Here is a 16,417-nt window from a genome sequence, read left to right on the forward strand (position 1 = left end):
GTTCGCGCGATGAGCCTGCGAAATCTGCCTGCGAAACAGGGTCTATACGACCCCGCCCTCGAGCACGACAGCTGTGGGGTGGGCTTTGTCGCCCATATCAAGGGAAAGGCAAGCCACTCGATCGTTTCGATGGGGCTGGAACTGCTGGTAAACCTGACCCACCGTGGTGCGGTCGGCGCCGATCCGCTGGCAGGCGACGGCGCGGGCGTGCTGCTCCAGGTGCCGGACCGGTTTCTGCGGGCGAAATGTGCCGAGTTCGGCCTTGAGCTGCCGCCGGCCGGCGGCTACGGCGTTGGCATGGTGTTCCTGCCCGATGATGACGCCAAGGCCGCGCTGTGCGTGAAGACGCTCGAGGCCGTGATCGTCGAGGAAGGCCAGCAGGTGCTCGGCTGGCGCGATGTGCCGACCGACAATTCCGGGGTCGGCCCCACGGTCACGGCCTGCGAGCCGCGGGTGCGCCAGATCTTCGTCGCGCCCGGGGCCGCGGGGCTCGAAGGTGACGCCTTCGAACGCAAGCTGTTCGTGATCCGCAAGGTCGCCGAACACCGCCTGCGTGCCGAGTGCGGTACCGAGTTCTACGTGACCTCGCTGTCGGCGCGTACCGTTTGCTACAAGGGCATGCTGCTCGCCGACCAGGTCGGCGTGTACTTTCCGGACCTCGGCGACGAACGTGTGGAAAGCGCGCTGGCCCTTGTGCACCAGCGCTTTTCGACGAACACGTTCCCGACCTGGGACCTCGCCCAGCCGTTCCGGATGATCGCGCACAATGGCGAGATCAACACCCTGCGCGGCAACGTCAACTGGATGGCGGCGCGGCGGCATTCCATGCGCTCATCGCAGCTCGGTGACGATCTCGACAAGCTCTGGCCGTTGATCGCCGAAGGTCAGTCCGATACCGCGTGCTTCGACAACGCTCTGGAGTTGCTGCATTACGGCGGTTACCCGCTCGCTCACGCGATGATGCTGCTGATTCCGGAGGCCTGGGCCGGCAATCCGCTGATGGATGACGACCGCCGCGCGTTCTACGAATATCACGCGGCGCTCATGGAGCCGTGGGACGGCCCGGCGGCCGTGGCGTTCACCGACGGCCGCCACATCGGCGCGACGCTCGATCGCAATGGCCTGCGCCCCGCGCGTTATCTCATCACCGATGACGATCTCGTCGTCATGGCCTCGGAAATGGGCGTGCTGCCGATCGCCGAGGAACGCATCGTCAAGAAGTGGCGCCTGCAGCCGGGCAGGATGTTCCTGGCCGACCTCGAGCAGGGTCGCATCATCGACGATGCCGAACTGAAGGCCGAGCTGGCGGCGGCTCGCCCGTACCGCCAGTGGCTGCGCGACACCCAGATTCGCCTGCATGAGCTGCCGGCCGTGCCGGTGGAACTGCCGGCACACAAGGTGGAACTGCTCGATCGCCAGCAGGCGTTCGGTTACACCCAGGAAGACATCAAGTTTCTGATGACACCGATGGCGGTTACCGGTCAGGAAGCCGTCGGTTCCATGGGCGCGGACAACCCCCCGGCCGTGCTGTCGAACCAGCCGAAGTCGCTGTTCAATTATTTCCGGCAGAACTTCGCCCAGGTCACGAACCCACCGATCGATCCGATCCGCGAGGAACTCGTGATGTCGCTGGTCTCGCTGATCGGTCCACGGCCGAATCTGCTCGGGCACGACGAGGCCGGTCTGCACACGCGCCTGGAGGTCAATCAGCCGATCCTCACGAACGCCGATCTCGAGCGCATCCGTCGCATCGAAGAGCACACCAGCGCGTTTCGCACCCATACACTGGATATCTGCTATCCGGCCGATCTCGGCGCCGCCGGCATGGCGTCCGCGCTCGATGCCCTGTGCAAGGCCGCCGAGCGCGCGGTGCACGACCACCACAACATTCTGATTCTGTCCGATCGGGGGCTGGATCGTGATCACATCGCGATTCCGGCCGCGCTTGCCACTTCGGCCGTGCATCATCACCTGATCCGCCACGGTCTGCGCACCGAGACCGGGCTGGTGGTTGAAACCGGCGCCGCGCGCGAAGTGCATCACTTCTGCGTGCTGGCCGGCTATGGCGCCGAGGCGATCAATCCGTACCTCGCCTTCGAAACGCTTGATGCGATGCGGCCCGAGCTGCCCGAGGACCTCAGCACCAAAGAGGTCGAGAAGCGCTACATCAAGGCCGTCGGCAAGGGCATTCTGAAGGTCATGTCCAAGATGGGCATCTCGACCTACCAGTCGTACTGCGGTGCACAGATCTTCGACGCGATCGGGCTGTCGAGCGCGTTCGTCGACCGCTACTTCACCGGCACCCCGGGGCGGATCGAAGGCATCGGGCTGGACGAGGTCGCGGCCGACGCCGTGCGTCTGCATCGCGATGCCTTTGGCGATGCGCCCGTATTGCGCGGCGCGCTCGAGGTCGGCGGCGACTACGCCTACCGCCTGCGCGGCGAGGATCATGTCTGGACGCCCGAGACCATCTCGCGGCTGCAACACGCGGTGCGCGCCAACAACGCCAAGACGTTCGCCGAGTTCGCGCGTCTGATCGACGAGCAGAACGAACACCTGCTCACGCTGCGCGGACTGTTCGACTTCCGCTTCGCCGGCACGCCCGTGCCGCTCGACGAAGTCGAGCCGGCCAAAGAGATCGTGAAGCGATTCGCAACCGGTGCGATGTCGTTCGGTTCGATTTCGCATGAGGCTCATTCCACGCTTGCGATCGCGATGAACCGCATCGGCGGCAAGTCGAACACGGGCGAGGGCGGCGAGGAGCCGGAACGATTCAGGCCGCTGGCGAACGGCGACTCCATGCGTTCGGCCATCAAGCAGGTCGCCTCGGGTCGTTTCGGAGTCACGACTGAATATCTGGTCAACTCCGACATGATCCAGATCAAGATGGCCCAGGGCGCGAAGCCCGGCGAAGGCGGCCAGCTGCCCGGACACAAGGTTGACGAGCGCATTGCGCGCGTGCGCCATTCGACGCCGGGTGTCGGGCTGATCTCGCCGCCGCCGCATCACGACATCTATTCGATCGAAGACCTTGCGCAGCTGATCCACGATCTGAAGAACGTCAATCCGCAGGCGGCGATCTCGGTCAAACTGGTTTCCGAAATAGGCGTCGGCACGGTCGCCGCGGGCGTTTCCAAGGCGCATGCGGACCACGTGACGATCGCCGGCGCGGATGGTGGCACTGGCGCGAGCCCGTTGACCTCGATCAAGCACGCCGGCAGTCCGTGGGAGATCGGTCTTGCGGAAACGCATCAGACCCTGGTGCTGAACGCCTTGCGTGGCCGCATCGCCGTGCAGGTCGACGGTGGTCTGCGTACCGGCCGCGATGTCGTCGTCGGCGCGCTGCTCGGCGCGGACGAGTTCGGGTTCTCGACCGCACCGCTGATTGCAGAAGGCTGCATCATGATGCGCAAGTGTCACCTGAACACCTGCCCGGTTGGCATCGCGACGCAGGATCCGGAACTGCGCAAGCGTTTCACGGGCAAACCCGAACACGTCGTGAATTACTTCTTCTTCGTCGCCGAACAGGTGCGCGCACTCATGGCGCGCCTGGGCTTCCGGCGGTTCGATGAAATGGTCGGGCGCATGGACCGGCTCGACATGAGCCAGGCGATCCGTCACTACAAGGCCAAGGGCCTCGACTACTCGCGCATTCTCACGATGCCGAAGCCGGCGCCGGGCGTGGCGGTGCGTCACACCGAGGCGCAGGACCACGGGCTCGAACGCGCACTCGATCTCAAGCTCATCGAACTTGCGGGCCCGGCACTGAAATCGGGCAAGACCGTGCAGATCGAACAGCCGATCCGGAACCTGAACCGCACGGTCGGTGCGATGCTCTCCGGTGAAGTTGCCAAGCGCTATGGTTATGCCGGGCTTGCCGACGACACGATTCACGTACGACTGAAGGGCACGGCCGGTCAGAGCTTCGGCGCATGGCTAGCGCGCGGCGTCACGCTGGAACTCTCCGGCGAGGCGAACGACTACGTCGGCAAGGGCATGAGCGGCGGACGTATCGTGGTCTATCCGCCGCCTGAGTCCAGCCTCGTGCCCGAAGACAACATCATCGTCGGCAACACGGTGCTGTATGGCGCGATCAGCGGCGAGTGCTACTTCCGCGGCGTGGCAGGCGAGCGGTTTGCCGTGCGCAACTCCGGTGTGACCGCCGTGGTTGAGGGCACTGGCGACCACTGCTGCGAATACATGACCGGCGGTGTCGTCGTCGTCCTGGGTCCGACCGGCCGCAACTTCGCCGCGGGCATGTCCGGCGGCATCGCCTACGTGCTCGACGAGCATGGCGATTTCGAGTCGCGCTGCAATCTGGCGATGGTCGAGCTTCAGCCGGTCTGCGCCGAAGACGACGCGCTGGATCGACTCGAATGTCTGGGCGGCGATCTCGAAACGCATGGCGAGGTCGATGTCAGCCACGACATGACGCGTTATGACGGCATCCGCCTGCGTCAGCTGATCGAGAAGCACCTGCACTACACCGGCAGCGGGCGCGCACGACACATCCTCGATCACTGGGATTCGATGATCGGCCGGTTCGTCAAGATCATGCCCGTCGATTACCGGCGCGCACTCGAAAACATGCAACAACGCCAGGCGAGCAACGGCGCGAACATGCGCTCCGGTTCGCCGGGCGCCGGGGGTTAAACGCTCATGGGCAAGCCGACAGGCTTCAAGGAATTCGCGCGCAAGGACCGCAACTACCGGCCGGTCGACGAGCGAATCCGGCACTACCATGAATTCGTCGTACCGCTCAGCGAACCCGAGGTCAGCGAGCAGGCCGCACGGTGCATGGATTGCGGCATCCCGTTCTGCCATCAGGGCTGTCCGGTCAACAACATCATTCCGGACTGGAACGACCTCGTCTATCGGCAGGACTGGCGCGGCGCGCTCGACGTGCTGCATTCGACGAACAACTTTCCGGAGTTCACCGGCCGCATCTGTCCGGCACCCTGCGAGGCGTCGTGCACGCTGAACATCGACGACCAGCCGGTCACGATCAAGACGATCGAATGTTCGATCATCGACAAGGCGTTTGACGAGGGCTGGGTCACACCGCGCATCGCCGAACACAAGACCGGCAAACGCGTTGCCGTCGTGGGTTCGGGGCCGGCGGGGCTGGCGTGTTCGCAACAGCTCGCGCGCGCCGGTCACGAAGTCGTGCTGTTCGAAAAGAACGACCGCATCGGCGGCCTGCTGCGTTACGGCATCCCTGACTTCAAGATGGAAAAACATCTGATCGACCGGCGCATGGAGCAGATGAGTGCCGAGGGTGTCGAGTTCCGGCCGAACACGAATGTGGGTGCGGACGTCAGTGCCGAAGATCTGCTGCGCGAGTTCGATGCGGTCGCACTGACCGGCGGCGCCGAGAAACCGCGCGACCTGCCCGTGCAGGGGCGCGAATTCGACGGCGTGCATTTTGCGATGGACTTCCTGCGCCAGCAGAACCGGCGCGTCGCCGGCGACGACGTCGATTCGGCAACCGCCATCCTGGCAGGCGGTCGTGACGTGCTCGTGATCGGTGGCGGCGACACCGGCTCCGACTGTATCGGCACCTCGATTCGCCAAGGCTGCGCAAGCGTCACCCAGCTCGAGATCATGCCGCGTCCCCCCGAGCGCGAGGACAAGGCCGTGACCTGGCCGGACTGGCCGCTGAAGATGCGCACCTCGAGTTCGCAGGAAGAAGGCGCTGAGCGCGACTGGAGCGTGCGCACCGTGCAACTGCTCGGCGACGATCAGGATCGCGTGCGGGCCCTGCAGGGCGTGCGGGTCGAATGGGTCAAGGGCGATGACGGTCGCTTCGAGATGCGCGACGTCGCCGGTTCGCAATTCGAACTCAAGGCCGATCTCGTGCTGCTCGCGATGGGCTTCGTGCATCCCGAACACGCCGGGCTTATCGAGAAGATCGGCGTGGACCTCGATCCGCGCGGCAACGTCAGCGCCGACACCGAGGGCGAAAAGGCCTACTACACCTCGGTCGAGGGCGTGTTCTCGGCCGGTGACATGCGCCGTGGCCAGTCGCTGGTGGTTTGGGCCATTCGCGAGGGACGCCAGTGCGCACGGGCCGTCGACGAATACCTGATGGGTTATTCCGAGCTTCCGCGCTGAGCGGAAAGCAGCGTAGAGTTGCCCGCTGCCAACTGCGCGCGGCGGGCGCATTCCTCGCACTGGTCATTGCCTCGGGATCGGCCGCCGCAGAGTGTGGCGCCGGTTATGAGTGCGCGCGCTTTGAGATTTCCGCCGACGGCGAGTGGTTCGGCGTCGAACTGCGCGCGAACCTCGCCAATACCCGGCCGTCTGCGACGCTGGTCTGGATCAGCGGACACTCCGGTCGCGACCGGTTCTCTGCCTACCAGGCTGAACTGCCGGCGCTGCTCGAACGCCTCGCCGCGCGCGGCGTGCGATCGATCGAACTCACCTTCACGAATGCGCCTGCGGCCGACGGCTGGGGCGGCTACTGGCCGCACAACCGTCGCGGCCATCGCGCGCTAGCGAAGGTTCTGTCCGCCGCGCTGGATGCGCCCGCGGTCAAACCATGGATCGAGGGTCGTCGTGTACTGGTTGCCACCAGCAATGCCGCCACGGCGGCTGCCTACGGTCTGGCATCTGAAGACTGGGAACGTCGTTTCGACGCAATGGCCCTGATCGCCGGACCGTTTGGCATCGATCTGGGCGCGGCCTGCCGCTACCCACCATGGAACGGGGCACGACTGACCACGTGGATGGATCAGTGGCAGGGCTGGCGAGGAACCGAGTCCTGCGCCGGAGGTTCCCCGCCCGCAACCGCGCCGACACGATCACTGTTCACACCCGATGCTGATCGGCGCTATCCACAACTGCGCATCGCCGTAGTGCTGGGCTCGCACGACGAACTCGACCCATGGCTTGGAACGGATGCTCGCGTGTGGCTGGCCGGCGTCGAAGCCCGCACGCGTAGGCTGCGCGTGGTGGACGCACCCCATGTCGTGGCCTCGACCGCGGAAGGTCGCAGAGCGATCGAGGCCGCGATTAGCGAACTCGTGGGTCGCTAGCTGACTGGCCGAACACGGAAGGAACCTTTTGAGGTGAGCGGCTGCCGCTGACGGCAGTCCGCTTGAGCGAGGGGTTAGCGCATCCGAGCCAGGAACTGGCGTTGTTTAACTTTTTGTTAGGGTTCGCCGCACTCATTCCCCGCACCATCACTTTTTGAAAAAACAACGTGGCAGTAACGATAAGACTTGTAACGCCCACAAGAAGTGCCAGCCAGAATAAGTGTCCACTAATCCCTGCGCCAGTATACTTACTTAGAATCAAAATGAACTTCAAATCAAAGAAAGGCGGCAGCCACAAAAAAGAAACCCACCACCCGGAGATCCCAATATCCCTCGCTCGCTGTACAGAAAATGGTGTAATTGCACCGAGGATTAACAGCCCCCAGAGGAAAGTGATTTCTAGATAGCACGGTGAGACATAGTCCTCCCTGAGAAGAAGATGCTGAACTAGATAGCCCCCGCTAACCCCTAGCAATCCAATCCCAAGAACTGCGAGAAAATAGGGGCGGCGTTTTAATCGACCTCCGGGGCTTAATAATCGCCATCCTTGCCTCATTGATATTCATCCCTAACGAGCCTGTCGAAAAACCGTGTTTGACGACGAGGCGTGATTCGTTCCAGCGGATACGATGGGCCGATTGGCCGACTGTCGCCGTTTGCAGAGTGGTACGACTTATGTTGACCAATGCACGTTTCTGACCCCGCCTTCTCCGTCCATTGCCATCCGTATCGATGGATCTTCAAGATGTTGCGCAGCATCCACTTCCACTGCCCATCGACCTTGCGTTTGGTGCTAAGACTGAACTGCCGTACGTAAAAGCGTAACAGGGGGCGGCGACAAATGAGAAGTATTTGCACCACCTATCGACTCGTTTAAGCGGTCTACCCCTGCAAATATATCCCAGCTTCGTTCCCAGTATCGATTCGAATTTTTCTTTGTAACGACGGTCGCCTGTAGGAATTGAACCGCACCCGCCCGTCGTGCGGGAAATACGTCGGGATACGGGCGTGACCTGAGGAGGGGCAGAAGTTTGGGCCCTGTCTACGCCTTGGGCCGGCTGCGGCCTCGCATTAGCGCCCGCGTAGTTTTGCCGTGGCCTGAGTCAGACCGTAAATCACCGCACCCGCAAGCACTCCCGTCAGGGCCTGTGCGCCAATGTTCAGTGTGCCCGCCAGTACACCGCTGGCCGGAACGAGTGCGTGCACCAGCAGTTCGATTCCGTGGTGCAGCGGGCCGATGCCGTGCACGAGAATGCCACCGCCCACGAGGAACATCGCCATCGTTCCGGCCACCGACAGAAACCGCATGAGATACGGGGCGGCGCTCAACAGCGAGCGGCCCACCCACTGGCGCCAGCGACCGGCACCGGGCGCCTCGCCGCTGCGCAGCAGATACAGCGCAAAGTCGTCGAGCTTTACGATCGCCGCAACCAGCCCGTAGACCCCGGCGGTGATCACCAGCGCAACCGTGACCAGTGCGCCGATGCGTACGCCGAGGCTGGCGTCGGCCACTACGCCCAGCGTGATGACGATGATCTCCGCGGACAGCACGAAATCCGTGCGGATCGCGCCGCGGATGCGTTTTCGTTCGCACTCGACGAGGTCGACCGCTGGATCGGCCACCGCCTTGATCAGCGTCTTGCGATGCTCGACGGCCTCGGGATCACGCACGAATGCGTGCGTGATCTTCTCGAAGCCTTCGTAGCAGAGATAGCCGCCGCCCAGCACCAGCAACGGCGTGATGAGCCAGGGCACTACGGCGCTGATCAGCAGCGCCGCCGGCACCAGGATGAACTTGTTCTTCAGCGAACCCTTCGCAACCGCCCAGACCACGGGCAGTTCGCGTTCGGCGCGCACGCCGCTGACCTGTTCGGCATTGACCGCGAGATCATCGCCGAGCACGCCGGCGGTCTTCTTTGCGGCAAGCTTGGCCATTACGCCGATATCGTCGAGTAGCGTCGCGATATCGTCGAGCAGTGCGAGCAGACTGGCGCCGGCCACTGTTAATCCTCAACGAGGCATGCCGAGTTTGGGCGTGATCCGTTCGCCCCGTTCAACGGCCGAACCCGATTCATTTGGACCGCGCTGCCGCCGCAATCCTTGCAGCATGCTCGGTGCAAAAAATTCATATACGCCTTTGGCGGAACTCTACGATACGGAAATCGCTTACACAACATTCAGACTAACCGGCTGGATTTCTCTATCCGACAACTTTGCCGTGATTTGCTTGTTGACGAATCGTTGCGGCACGTAATATAAACAGCGCCGCCGGCGTTCCAATTGCGAGCGCAAGCCGCTTGCTTTCGTTGCGCGAGCATCAGACTGCGAGGGCGCTATATCAGACCGCGATCACGAGAAGTGTTGACGCGGACGGCCAAGGCCGAGGTTTGTCCCGGCGGCTGGAAATGGCGGACACGGGGCATCTGAACTCTTCTGATTTTTTGGTCGGTCGTCGGAATAATATCAGCCAAACGACCAGATAGTCAGAGTGTGGAAAGGACATCGGTAAAGGGAGGGAGCCATGAAGGCGCGATACTTGGGGATATCTGTCACGGCAGTGCTTGCCGTGGTGCTTTTGACCTTTTCGGTTAGACCGCTTTCTGGCCACATTTTGCCTTTGGATGCCATTGAAGGGGGTGTCGAGGCCTTGGAAGTCGCTACCCTTGCGGCCATCGCGTCTGGAAACCTCCGAAAGCAGCTAACAAAGAAACTGAATGCCGCTGAAGACCGTATCGGCGAGGCGGGCAATCACCTTGATCGTGGAAAGATCAAGACGGCGCGGAAAGATCTGAAAAAAGCGGGGAGAGAACTGCGCAAGTATCGCAAGAAGCTACGTAAGAACCTACAAAAGGAACGGTTGCCACCCAGCGTATCTCAGCCGTTGATTGCCGACGCAACCGTGTTGATCGGCGCGATCAAGGCCTATCTTCGGGGAGTGCTGGGCGACAACGAACCGCCGGTTGCCGATGCCGGTCCCGATCAGGCAGTTGCCTTGGGGGCGTTGGTAAACCTGGACGGAACCGGCTCCACCGACCCGGATGGCGATGCATTGACCTACCGATGGCAGGTCGCTGACCCGGATGGGGCTGGTATTTCGCTCTTAGAGCCGACTTCCCTTGCACCCTCATTTCCAGTCGAAAAACCTGGCACATATATCGTCGAGTTAACTGTCTCGGATGGCCAAGAGACCAGCGCGCCGGACCGCGCGCTGATCTCTACGTCCAACACGGCACCGGTAGCCCATGCGGGCCAGAACCAAAGCGCCCCAGTCGGCGCGGCCATCACCCTTGATGGCAGCGCTTCGAGCGACACCGATGGTGATGCATTAAATTTTTTCTGGACGTTGCCGCTTAGCCCCGGCGGTAGTTTCGCGGTGCTTGACGATCCGGCGCGTGTGAATCCCCAATTTACGCTCGATGTCGCAGGCGACTACCAGGCCCAGCTAATCGTCAACGACGGTACGACCGAAAGTACGCCTGACATCGTTGATATTTCAACGGAAAATAGCGCCCCACTCGCGGACGCTGGGCCCGATCAGGCGATTCTCGTTGGCGAAACGGTCACGCTCGACGGTAGTGGTTCGTCGGATGTTGACGGCGACCCGCTCTACTTCGAGTGGTCGCTCATTGGCGCACCCAGAGGCAGCAGGGCTACCGTGAGTGATGCGATGGCAGTCCGACCCCGTATAACGGCGGATCTGCCCGGTGTGTATGTCGTTCAGCTGATCGTCGATGATGACGACCTGCCCAGCGCGCCTGCTACGGTTGTGCTCAGCACGCAAAATCGACCCCCAGTCGCCGATGCCGGACCTGATCAACTAGTTCCGCTCGGCGTCTCGGTGACCATGAACGGAACCGCTTCATCCGATCCGGATGGCGATGCGCTCGGGCATTTCTGGTCTCTGTTGTCAGTTCCCTCCGGTAGCACCACTCTCTTGTTGGACTCGGACACCGCCATGCCCGCGTTTGTAGCCGACCGCCCGGGAAACTACGCCGCGCAGCTGATTGTGGCCGATGGGCAATTCCAAAGCGCCCCGGATGTCGTAGTCATCACCACGGAGAACACCCGGCCCGTGGCCGACGCCGGCCCGGACCAAACGGCTTTTGTTGGGCAGGAGGTGTTTCTCGACGGTTCCGGTTCCGGTGACGCGGACGGAGATCCGTTGACGTTCTCGTGGTCCCTGATTACTGCGCCAGAGGGGAGCCTGGTGGTGCTCGACGACCCGATCGCGGTTGCACCCAGCGTCACGGTGGATCGCAAAGGCGATTTCGTAGGCCAGTTGATCGTCAACGATGGCGAGCTTAGCAGCGTGCCAGACAGCGCTGTGGTCAGCGTACTGAATCGGGCCCCGTCCGTTCTGATCGAACCGATAGTAAGAACGTGGTTCGTTGGCGATGCCATTTGGGTGACCGCGAGCGCTGTTGATCTCGATGATGACCCACTTGCTCTGAGTTGGCAGCTACCCATAGTTCCGGCGGGAAGTAGTGCAACAATCACCGCGACCGGGCCGTCCGAAAGCGTTTTTACTGCGGATGTGCCCGGAAACTACTCCGTGCAGGTCACCGCGTATGACGGTGATGCTCTGGCCCGTGATTCCATTGCCATAAACGTGCGTCCGCCGAATACGACACCCGTGGCAAACGCCGGATCTGATCTGGTTGTACCGATTGGCGGCGGAGTGGGTCTTGACGGGAGCGGATCCTTCGATGCCGATGGCGATGGGTTGAGTTACGACTGGAAGCTTGTCTCTACACCATCCGGCAGCTCTTCTTTATTGGTTGATCCGGAATCGCCGACCCCGGGTCTAACGGCCGACAAAGCCGGTACCTACATCGTCGAGCTTGTGGTCCACGACGGGTTCGCTGCATCCGCACCAGACCAGCTTGTGATTACGACCGCCAATACAGCGCCGGTCGCTGCGCTCGTACCGAGCGCTCTCGACGTTGTTACGACGACGACGGTGTCGTTTGATGGTTCGGGATCGATCGATGCCGATGGCGACGATCTGGCTTATTCCTGGGATCTCGTCAGCGCACCCACCGAGAGCGTGGAAACACTTGTCGGCGGGACCGGCGTATCCAACGCGCTGACGCCGTTGATCGCCGGGGACTATTTGATACAGCTTTCGGTGAGCGACGGCGAACTGGTTTCGACTGCCGAGGTGCATATCCACGTCAGCGATCCGGCCCTACCGCCAGATCCATCCACTGTCGCAACCGCGGCCGATCACACCCGACAAACCAATCTATATCTGGATTCCGCATTTCTGTACAACGGCACCAACCCGATTCAGACTGGGATGGAACCGGCGTCCATCGACGCTGAGCGGGTCTCCGTGCTGCACGGCAGAGTGACCCGCCGCGATGGGTCGCCGTTACCGGCCGTTCGGGTCTCGGTGCACAACCATCCTGAATATGGCCAGACCCTCTCTCGGGCGGACGGCGCCTACGATCTCGTCATCAACGGCGGAGCGGTGCCCATCCTGAGTTTTAAAAAACCCGGATATCTCGCGGCACAAAGACTGGTCAAAACCCGCTGGGAGCAACACGCTTACGTCGATGACGTTGCGCTGGTTTCGCTCGACCCTAACGCAACAGTCGCGGAAATCGGTGCTTCGACCTACCAAACCGCGCGTGGATCGGTCGAAAGCGACTCCGACGGAACCAGACAGGCAACGCTTTTGCTGCCACCGGGCACGATGGCCACAATGAGGTTGTCAGATGGACAAACCGTGCCCATGGAGTCGCTGACGATTCGAGCGACGGAGTTCACCGTCGGCCCCAATGGGCCTTCCGCGATGCCGGGGCCTTTGCCGACCTTTAGTGGCTACACCTACGCGGTCGAGCTTTCGGTAGACGAGGCCGTGGCGGCCGGTGCCACCCGGGTGGACTTCAATCAACCGCTGCCGTTCTATGTTGAGAATTTCCTCGGCTTCCCGGTCGGTGAGATTGTGCCGCTGGGATGGTACGACCGCGAGAAGGCCGCATGGATTGCGGCGGACAACGGGCGCGTGATCGCCGTGCTTGGAACTGACCCGGATGGGCGGGCAACGCTCGATATAGAAGGTTTTGGTATCGCAGCCACTACTGACGGACTCGCAGTTCTTGGAATCACCGACGCAGAGCGCGAACAGATCGCGAGTCTCTATGCACCCGGCAAAACCCTCTGGCGTGTGGAGCTCGACCATTTCACGCCTTGGGACTGCAACTGGCCGTATGGGCCACCGCCGGATGCAATTTACCCGGATCAGCCACAGCCGGGTACGGAGAAGCCGCTGAATGATCCCAGCTGTGAGCGTGGTTCCGTCATCGAATGTGAAAATCAGGCGCTGCGTGAGGTGATTCCAATCGCTGGCACGGGCATCAACCTCAACTACCACTCGCGACGTCAACACACCGATGGCCCCACAAACGTCGTGATTCCGCTAACTGGAAGCGCGTATCCGCCAAGCCTCGCAAAAGTCGAGTTGCGTATCCTGATCGGCGGCCGTCAATACCGATACGAGTTTGAACCGGCACCTGACCTGAGTTATACATTCGCCTGGGACGGCAGGGACGTATTGGGTCGGGACATGTATGGCTATGCCCTCGCGCAAATCGAAGTGCGCTATCAGTACGCGGTTGTCCTCTATTCGTCGTCGGGTGCCGCAGGTAGAGCCTTTGGGAAACCCTCCGCCGGTGGCACGGTGTTCGATGTGATCGGCACACGCGGAGAATCTACCGTTAACCTCGTAGCAAAGTACGATTTTCCAGTCGTCAACCAGTATCCTGTGGGACCAGTCGCGGACTGGACGTTGGACCCTCACCATGCATTGGTGCGCGGACAAAGCCAGCGTTTGCTGCTGGGTGATGGTACGACGGCATCGGCCCATGGACTGGGGGGCGCTCTAAACGAGCTACCGCATAATGGCGACGGCCAATTGGGGGGCGGGCAGATTGCCTTTGACTCTGCGGGTCGCCTATATACTGAGAACAATTCAATTGTTGCTTCTCCGGACGGTACACACACCGATCTCGCGCTCAAATCTGCGTTAGGGGCCCAGTTTGGTGTGGGCCGTCTCTCCGGGCTGGCGATTGGGCCCGACGATACACTGTACGTTGGGGGGCACTATGAATGGGCGCGGCCGAACGGTGGCGTTTTTCGGGTCTCTGTTACCGGTGAAATTACACGACTGAGCTCGAAAAACGTCTTTAACGGCGGGCTTGATGTAGATGACGATGGCACGGTGTATTTCATTACCGAGAACAATGTCTATTCAATCACGCCCGATGGAACCCAGACGCTAATTGCCGGCGGCGGAAGCGATTTAGGTGATGGTGTTCTGGCGACGGCTGCGAACATTTTCTGGCCCTACGATATGGTGGTTGGTCCTGAAGGGGCGATCTATCTAATTACGGATCAGGGCACGCGGATTCGCCGTATTGATCGTTCTGGGCGTATCGTAACAGTTGCAGGCCAACGCGGATCACCGGGGACAGGGGCGGAGGGCGATGGTGGCCTGGCAACCATCGCTTCCATCTTTGCCTACTTCTTGGTGGTCGATCGGTCCGATGGGACCATCTACTTTCACGGTAAAAAATCAATCCGCCGGATAACCCCAGATGGCGTGATAGACACGATTGTGGGCAATCCCTTGCTACCCACGGCAGCTCAGCCATTGGATGGTTCCCCTGCCCGCGCAATCGGACTCACCGTCAGTTACGCGGGTGGGCTTGCTCTTGATCCATCCGGACAACTAGTTTCCACCCTAAACAGCGGTACAGGATATCCCACTAGAGCATGCACCGTAGCATCGCCACTAAAAGGCGCGGGTGCGGGCGAGGACATCATTGCGAGCACGGACGCAAGCGAGCTGTACGTCTTTGAGAGCAGCGGGCGGCACCTGCGCACCGTACATGCCAGCACGGGCGCCGAGCGAATCGCATTCGCCTATGATCCAGCCGGAGAGCTGGTTTCCATTCGCGATGCGGAAAACAACACCGTTATCATCGAACGAGACCCCAATGGGTCACCGATCGCGATTGTCGCGCCCGACGGACAACGAACGGGATTGGAGACCAACGGTGAAGGACGCCTCGTACGGGTCACCAATCCAGAGGGCGAATCCTGGAACATGGCGTACTCAACCGAAGGCTTGCTCACACGGTTCGAGAAGCCGCGGGGATTTGCCTCGACGTTCCAGTACGACGATTCAGGGCGCCTGCTGCGGGATGAGAATGCTGCGGGCGGATTCTGGAATCTGGATCGCACCGGAACCGAGAACGACTTCACCGTGGCCATGAGCTCGGCGCTCGGGCGTACGACCGCGCACCACATCTCACGCGACGACATTGACCGAGTTACTCGTACCACCACGCATCCAGACGGCACCCATACGCAAAGTTTCCAGGATGGTCGCCTGTATCGTGAAACCATAACTCCTGATGGTACGCGCATTGAGGCATCCAGCTGGCCTGATCCACGCTTTGGCTTGCAATCGCCCGTGCCGTCGAAGACCACCATCCGCTTGCCATCTGGATTGACCAGCGTGACCTCCATGACACGCACGCTTGATCTCGTCGATCCGACGGATCTGTTGAGCCTGCAATGGCTTAATGATGCAACCACCATCAACGGCCGGCTGTTCAACAGCCGCTACGATGCGGCAAGCCGCACGAAGACGACCACCAGCCCGGCCGGGCGCACAGCCACGGTGACGATAGACACCCAGGGCCGGGTAACCCGCGAGACGACCCCAGGCCTGGCCGAGACGCGCTATCAATACGACCCGCGCGGCCGGCTGACCGAAATCATCGAAGACGACGGCACACAACCACGCTTGACACGGTTTAGCTACAGCACGGACGGTTATCTGGAGACGATCACCGACCCGCTCGAACGCATCACCCGGCTGGATCGCGACAGCGTCGGGCGGGTACTGGTGCAACAACGCCCCGACGGCGAACACACCGGCTTCCGCTACGACCCGAACTCCAACACCACCGGCATCACCCCACCGGGGCGGCGCGAACACCAATTCGACTTTGACGAAGTGGACCTCGAGACCCGCTACCACCCGCCGAGCACCGCCGAAGTGCCCGATCCAGACACCGCCCAGCAATACAACCTCGACCAACAGCTCACCCACACCGAACGCCCCGACGGCCAGTCGCTGCGCTATGACTACGACACCGCCGGCCGCCTGGCCTTCCTAACCGTACCGGACGGCACCCGTAGCTGGCACTATGCCCCCACCACCGGCCAACTGGACCAGATCGTGGACACCACCGGCGCCACCCTGGACTACACCTACGACGGCTTCCTGCCCCTGTCGGAGACCTGGACCGGCAGCGTGAGCGGCAGGGTCGCCCATGGCTACGATGCCAACCTTCGCATCACCA

At 61.8% G+C, this 16,417-nt stretch carries 6 protein-coding genes; 4 read left to right on the plus strand and 2 right to left on the minus strand.

Annotated features, from left to right (window positions below; all coding sequences use genetic code 11):
• Positions 1 to 9: 9 nt before the first annotated feature.
• From gltB to KDG50_06860, 3 genes are read left to right on the plus strand one after another with little or no spacing between them, the layout of a single operon-like run.
• Entirely contained in the window at positions 10 to 4,653 is a 4,644-nt protein-coding gene (gene gltB / locus KDG50_06850) for a glutamate synthase large subunit (GenBank protein MCB1865132.1), read from the plus strand.
• Positions 4,654 to 4,659: 6 nt separating this feature from the next.
• Positions 4,660 to 6,114: a glutamate synthase subunit beta gene (locus tag KDG50_06855; protein MCB1865133.1), complete on the plus strand. Its 1,455-nt coding sequence runs from the start codon at positions 4,660 to 4,662 to the stop codon at positions 6,112 to 6,114.
• The gene (locus KDG50_06860) at positions 6,060 to 7,037 is read left to right on the plus strand and encodes a hypothetical protein (GenBank protein ID MCB1865134.1); all 978 of its coding nucleotides are present in this window, start codon (positions 6,060 to 6,062) and stop codon (positions 7,035 to 7,037) included. Before KDG50_06855 ends, KDG50_06860 begins: the two co-directional genes overlap by 55 nt.
• Here KDG50_06860 and KDG50_06865 read toward each other — a convergent pair.
• Positions 7,015 to 7,593 carry a DUF805 domain-containing protein gene (locus tag KDG50_06865; protein MCB1865135.1) on the minus strand — a complete coding sequence of 193 codons (579 nt, stop codon included), beginning with the start codon at positions 7,591 to 7,593 and terminating at the stop codon, positions 7,015 to 7,017. The genes KDG50_06860 and KDG50_06865 overlap by 23 nt on opposite strands.
• Before the next feature lie 515 nt (positions 7,594 to 8,108).
• On the minus strand, positions 8,109 to 9,038 hold the full coding sequence (locus KDG50_06870; protein MCB1865136.1) for a DUF808 domain-containing protein: 930 nt from the start codon (positions 9,036 to 9,038) through the stop codon (positions 8,109 to 8,111).
• A 520-nt stretch (positions 9,039 to 9,558) separates the two neighbouring features.
• Here KDG50_06870 and KDG50_06875 point away from each other — a divergent pair.
• Positions 9,559 to 16,417: PKD domain-containing protein (locus tag KDG50_06875; GenBank protein MCB1865137.1), on the plus strand; the 6,859-nt coding region annotated here is incomplete at its 3' end.

The organism is Chromatiales bacterium (assembly GCA_020445605.1).
Classification (GTDB): domain Bacteria; phylum Pseudomonadota; class Gammaproteobacteria; order JAGRGH01; family JAGRGH01; genus JAGRGH01.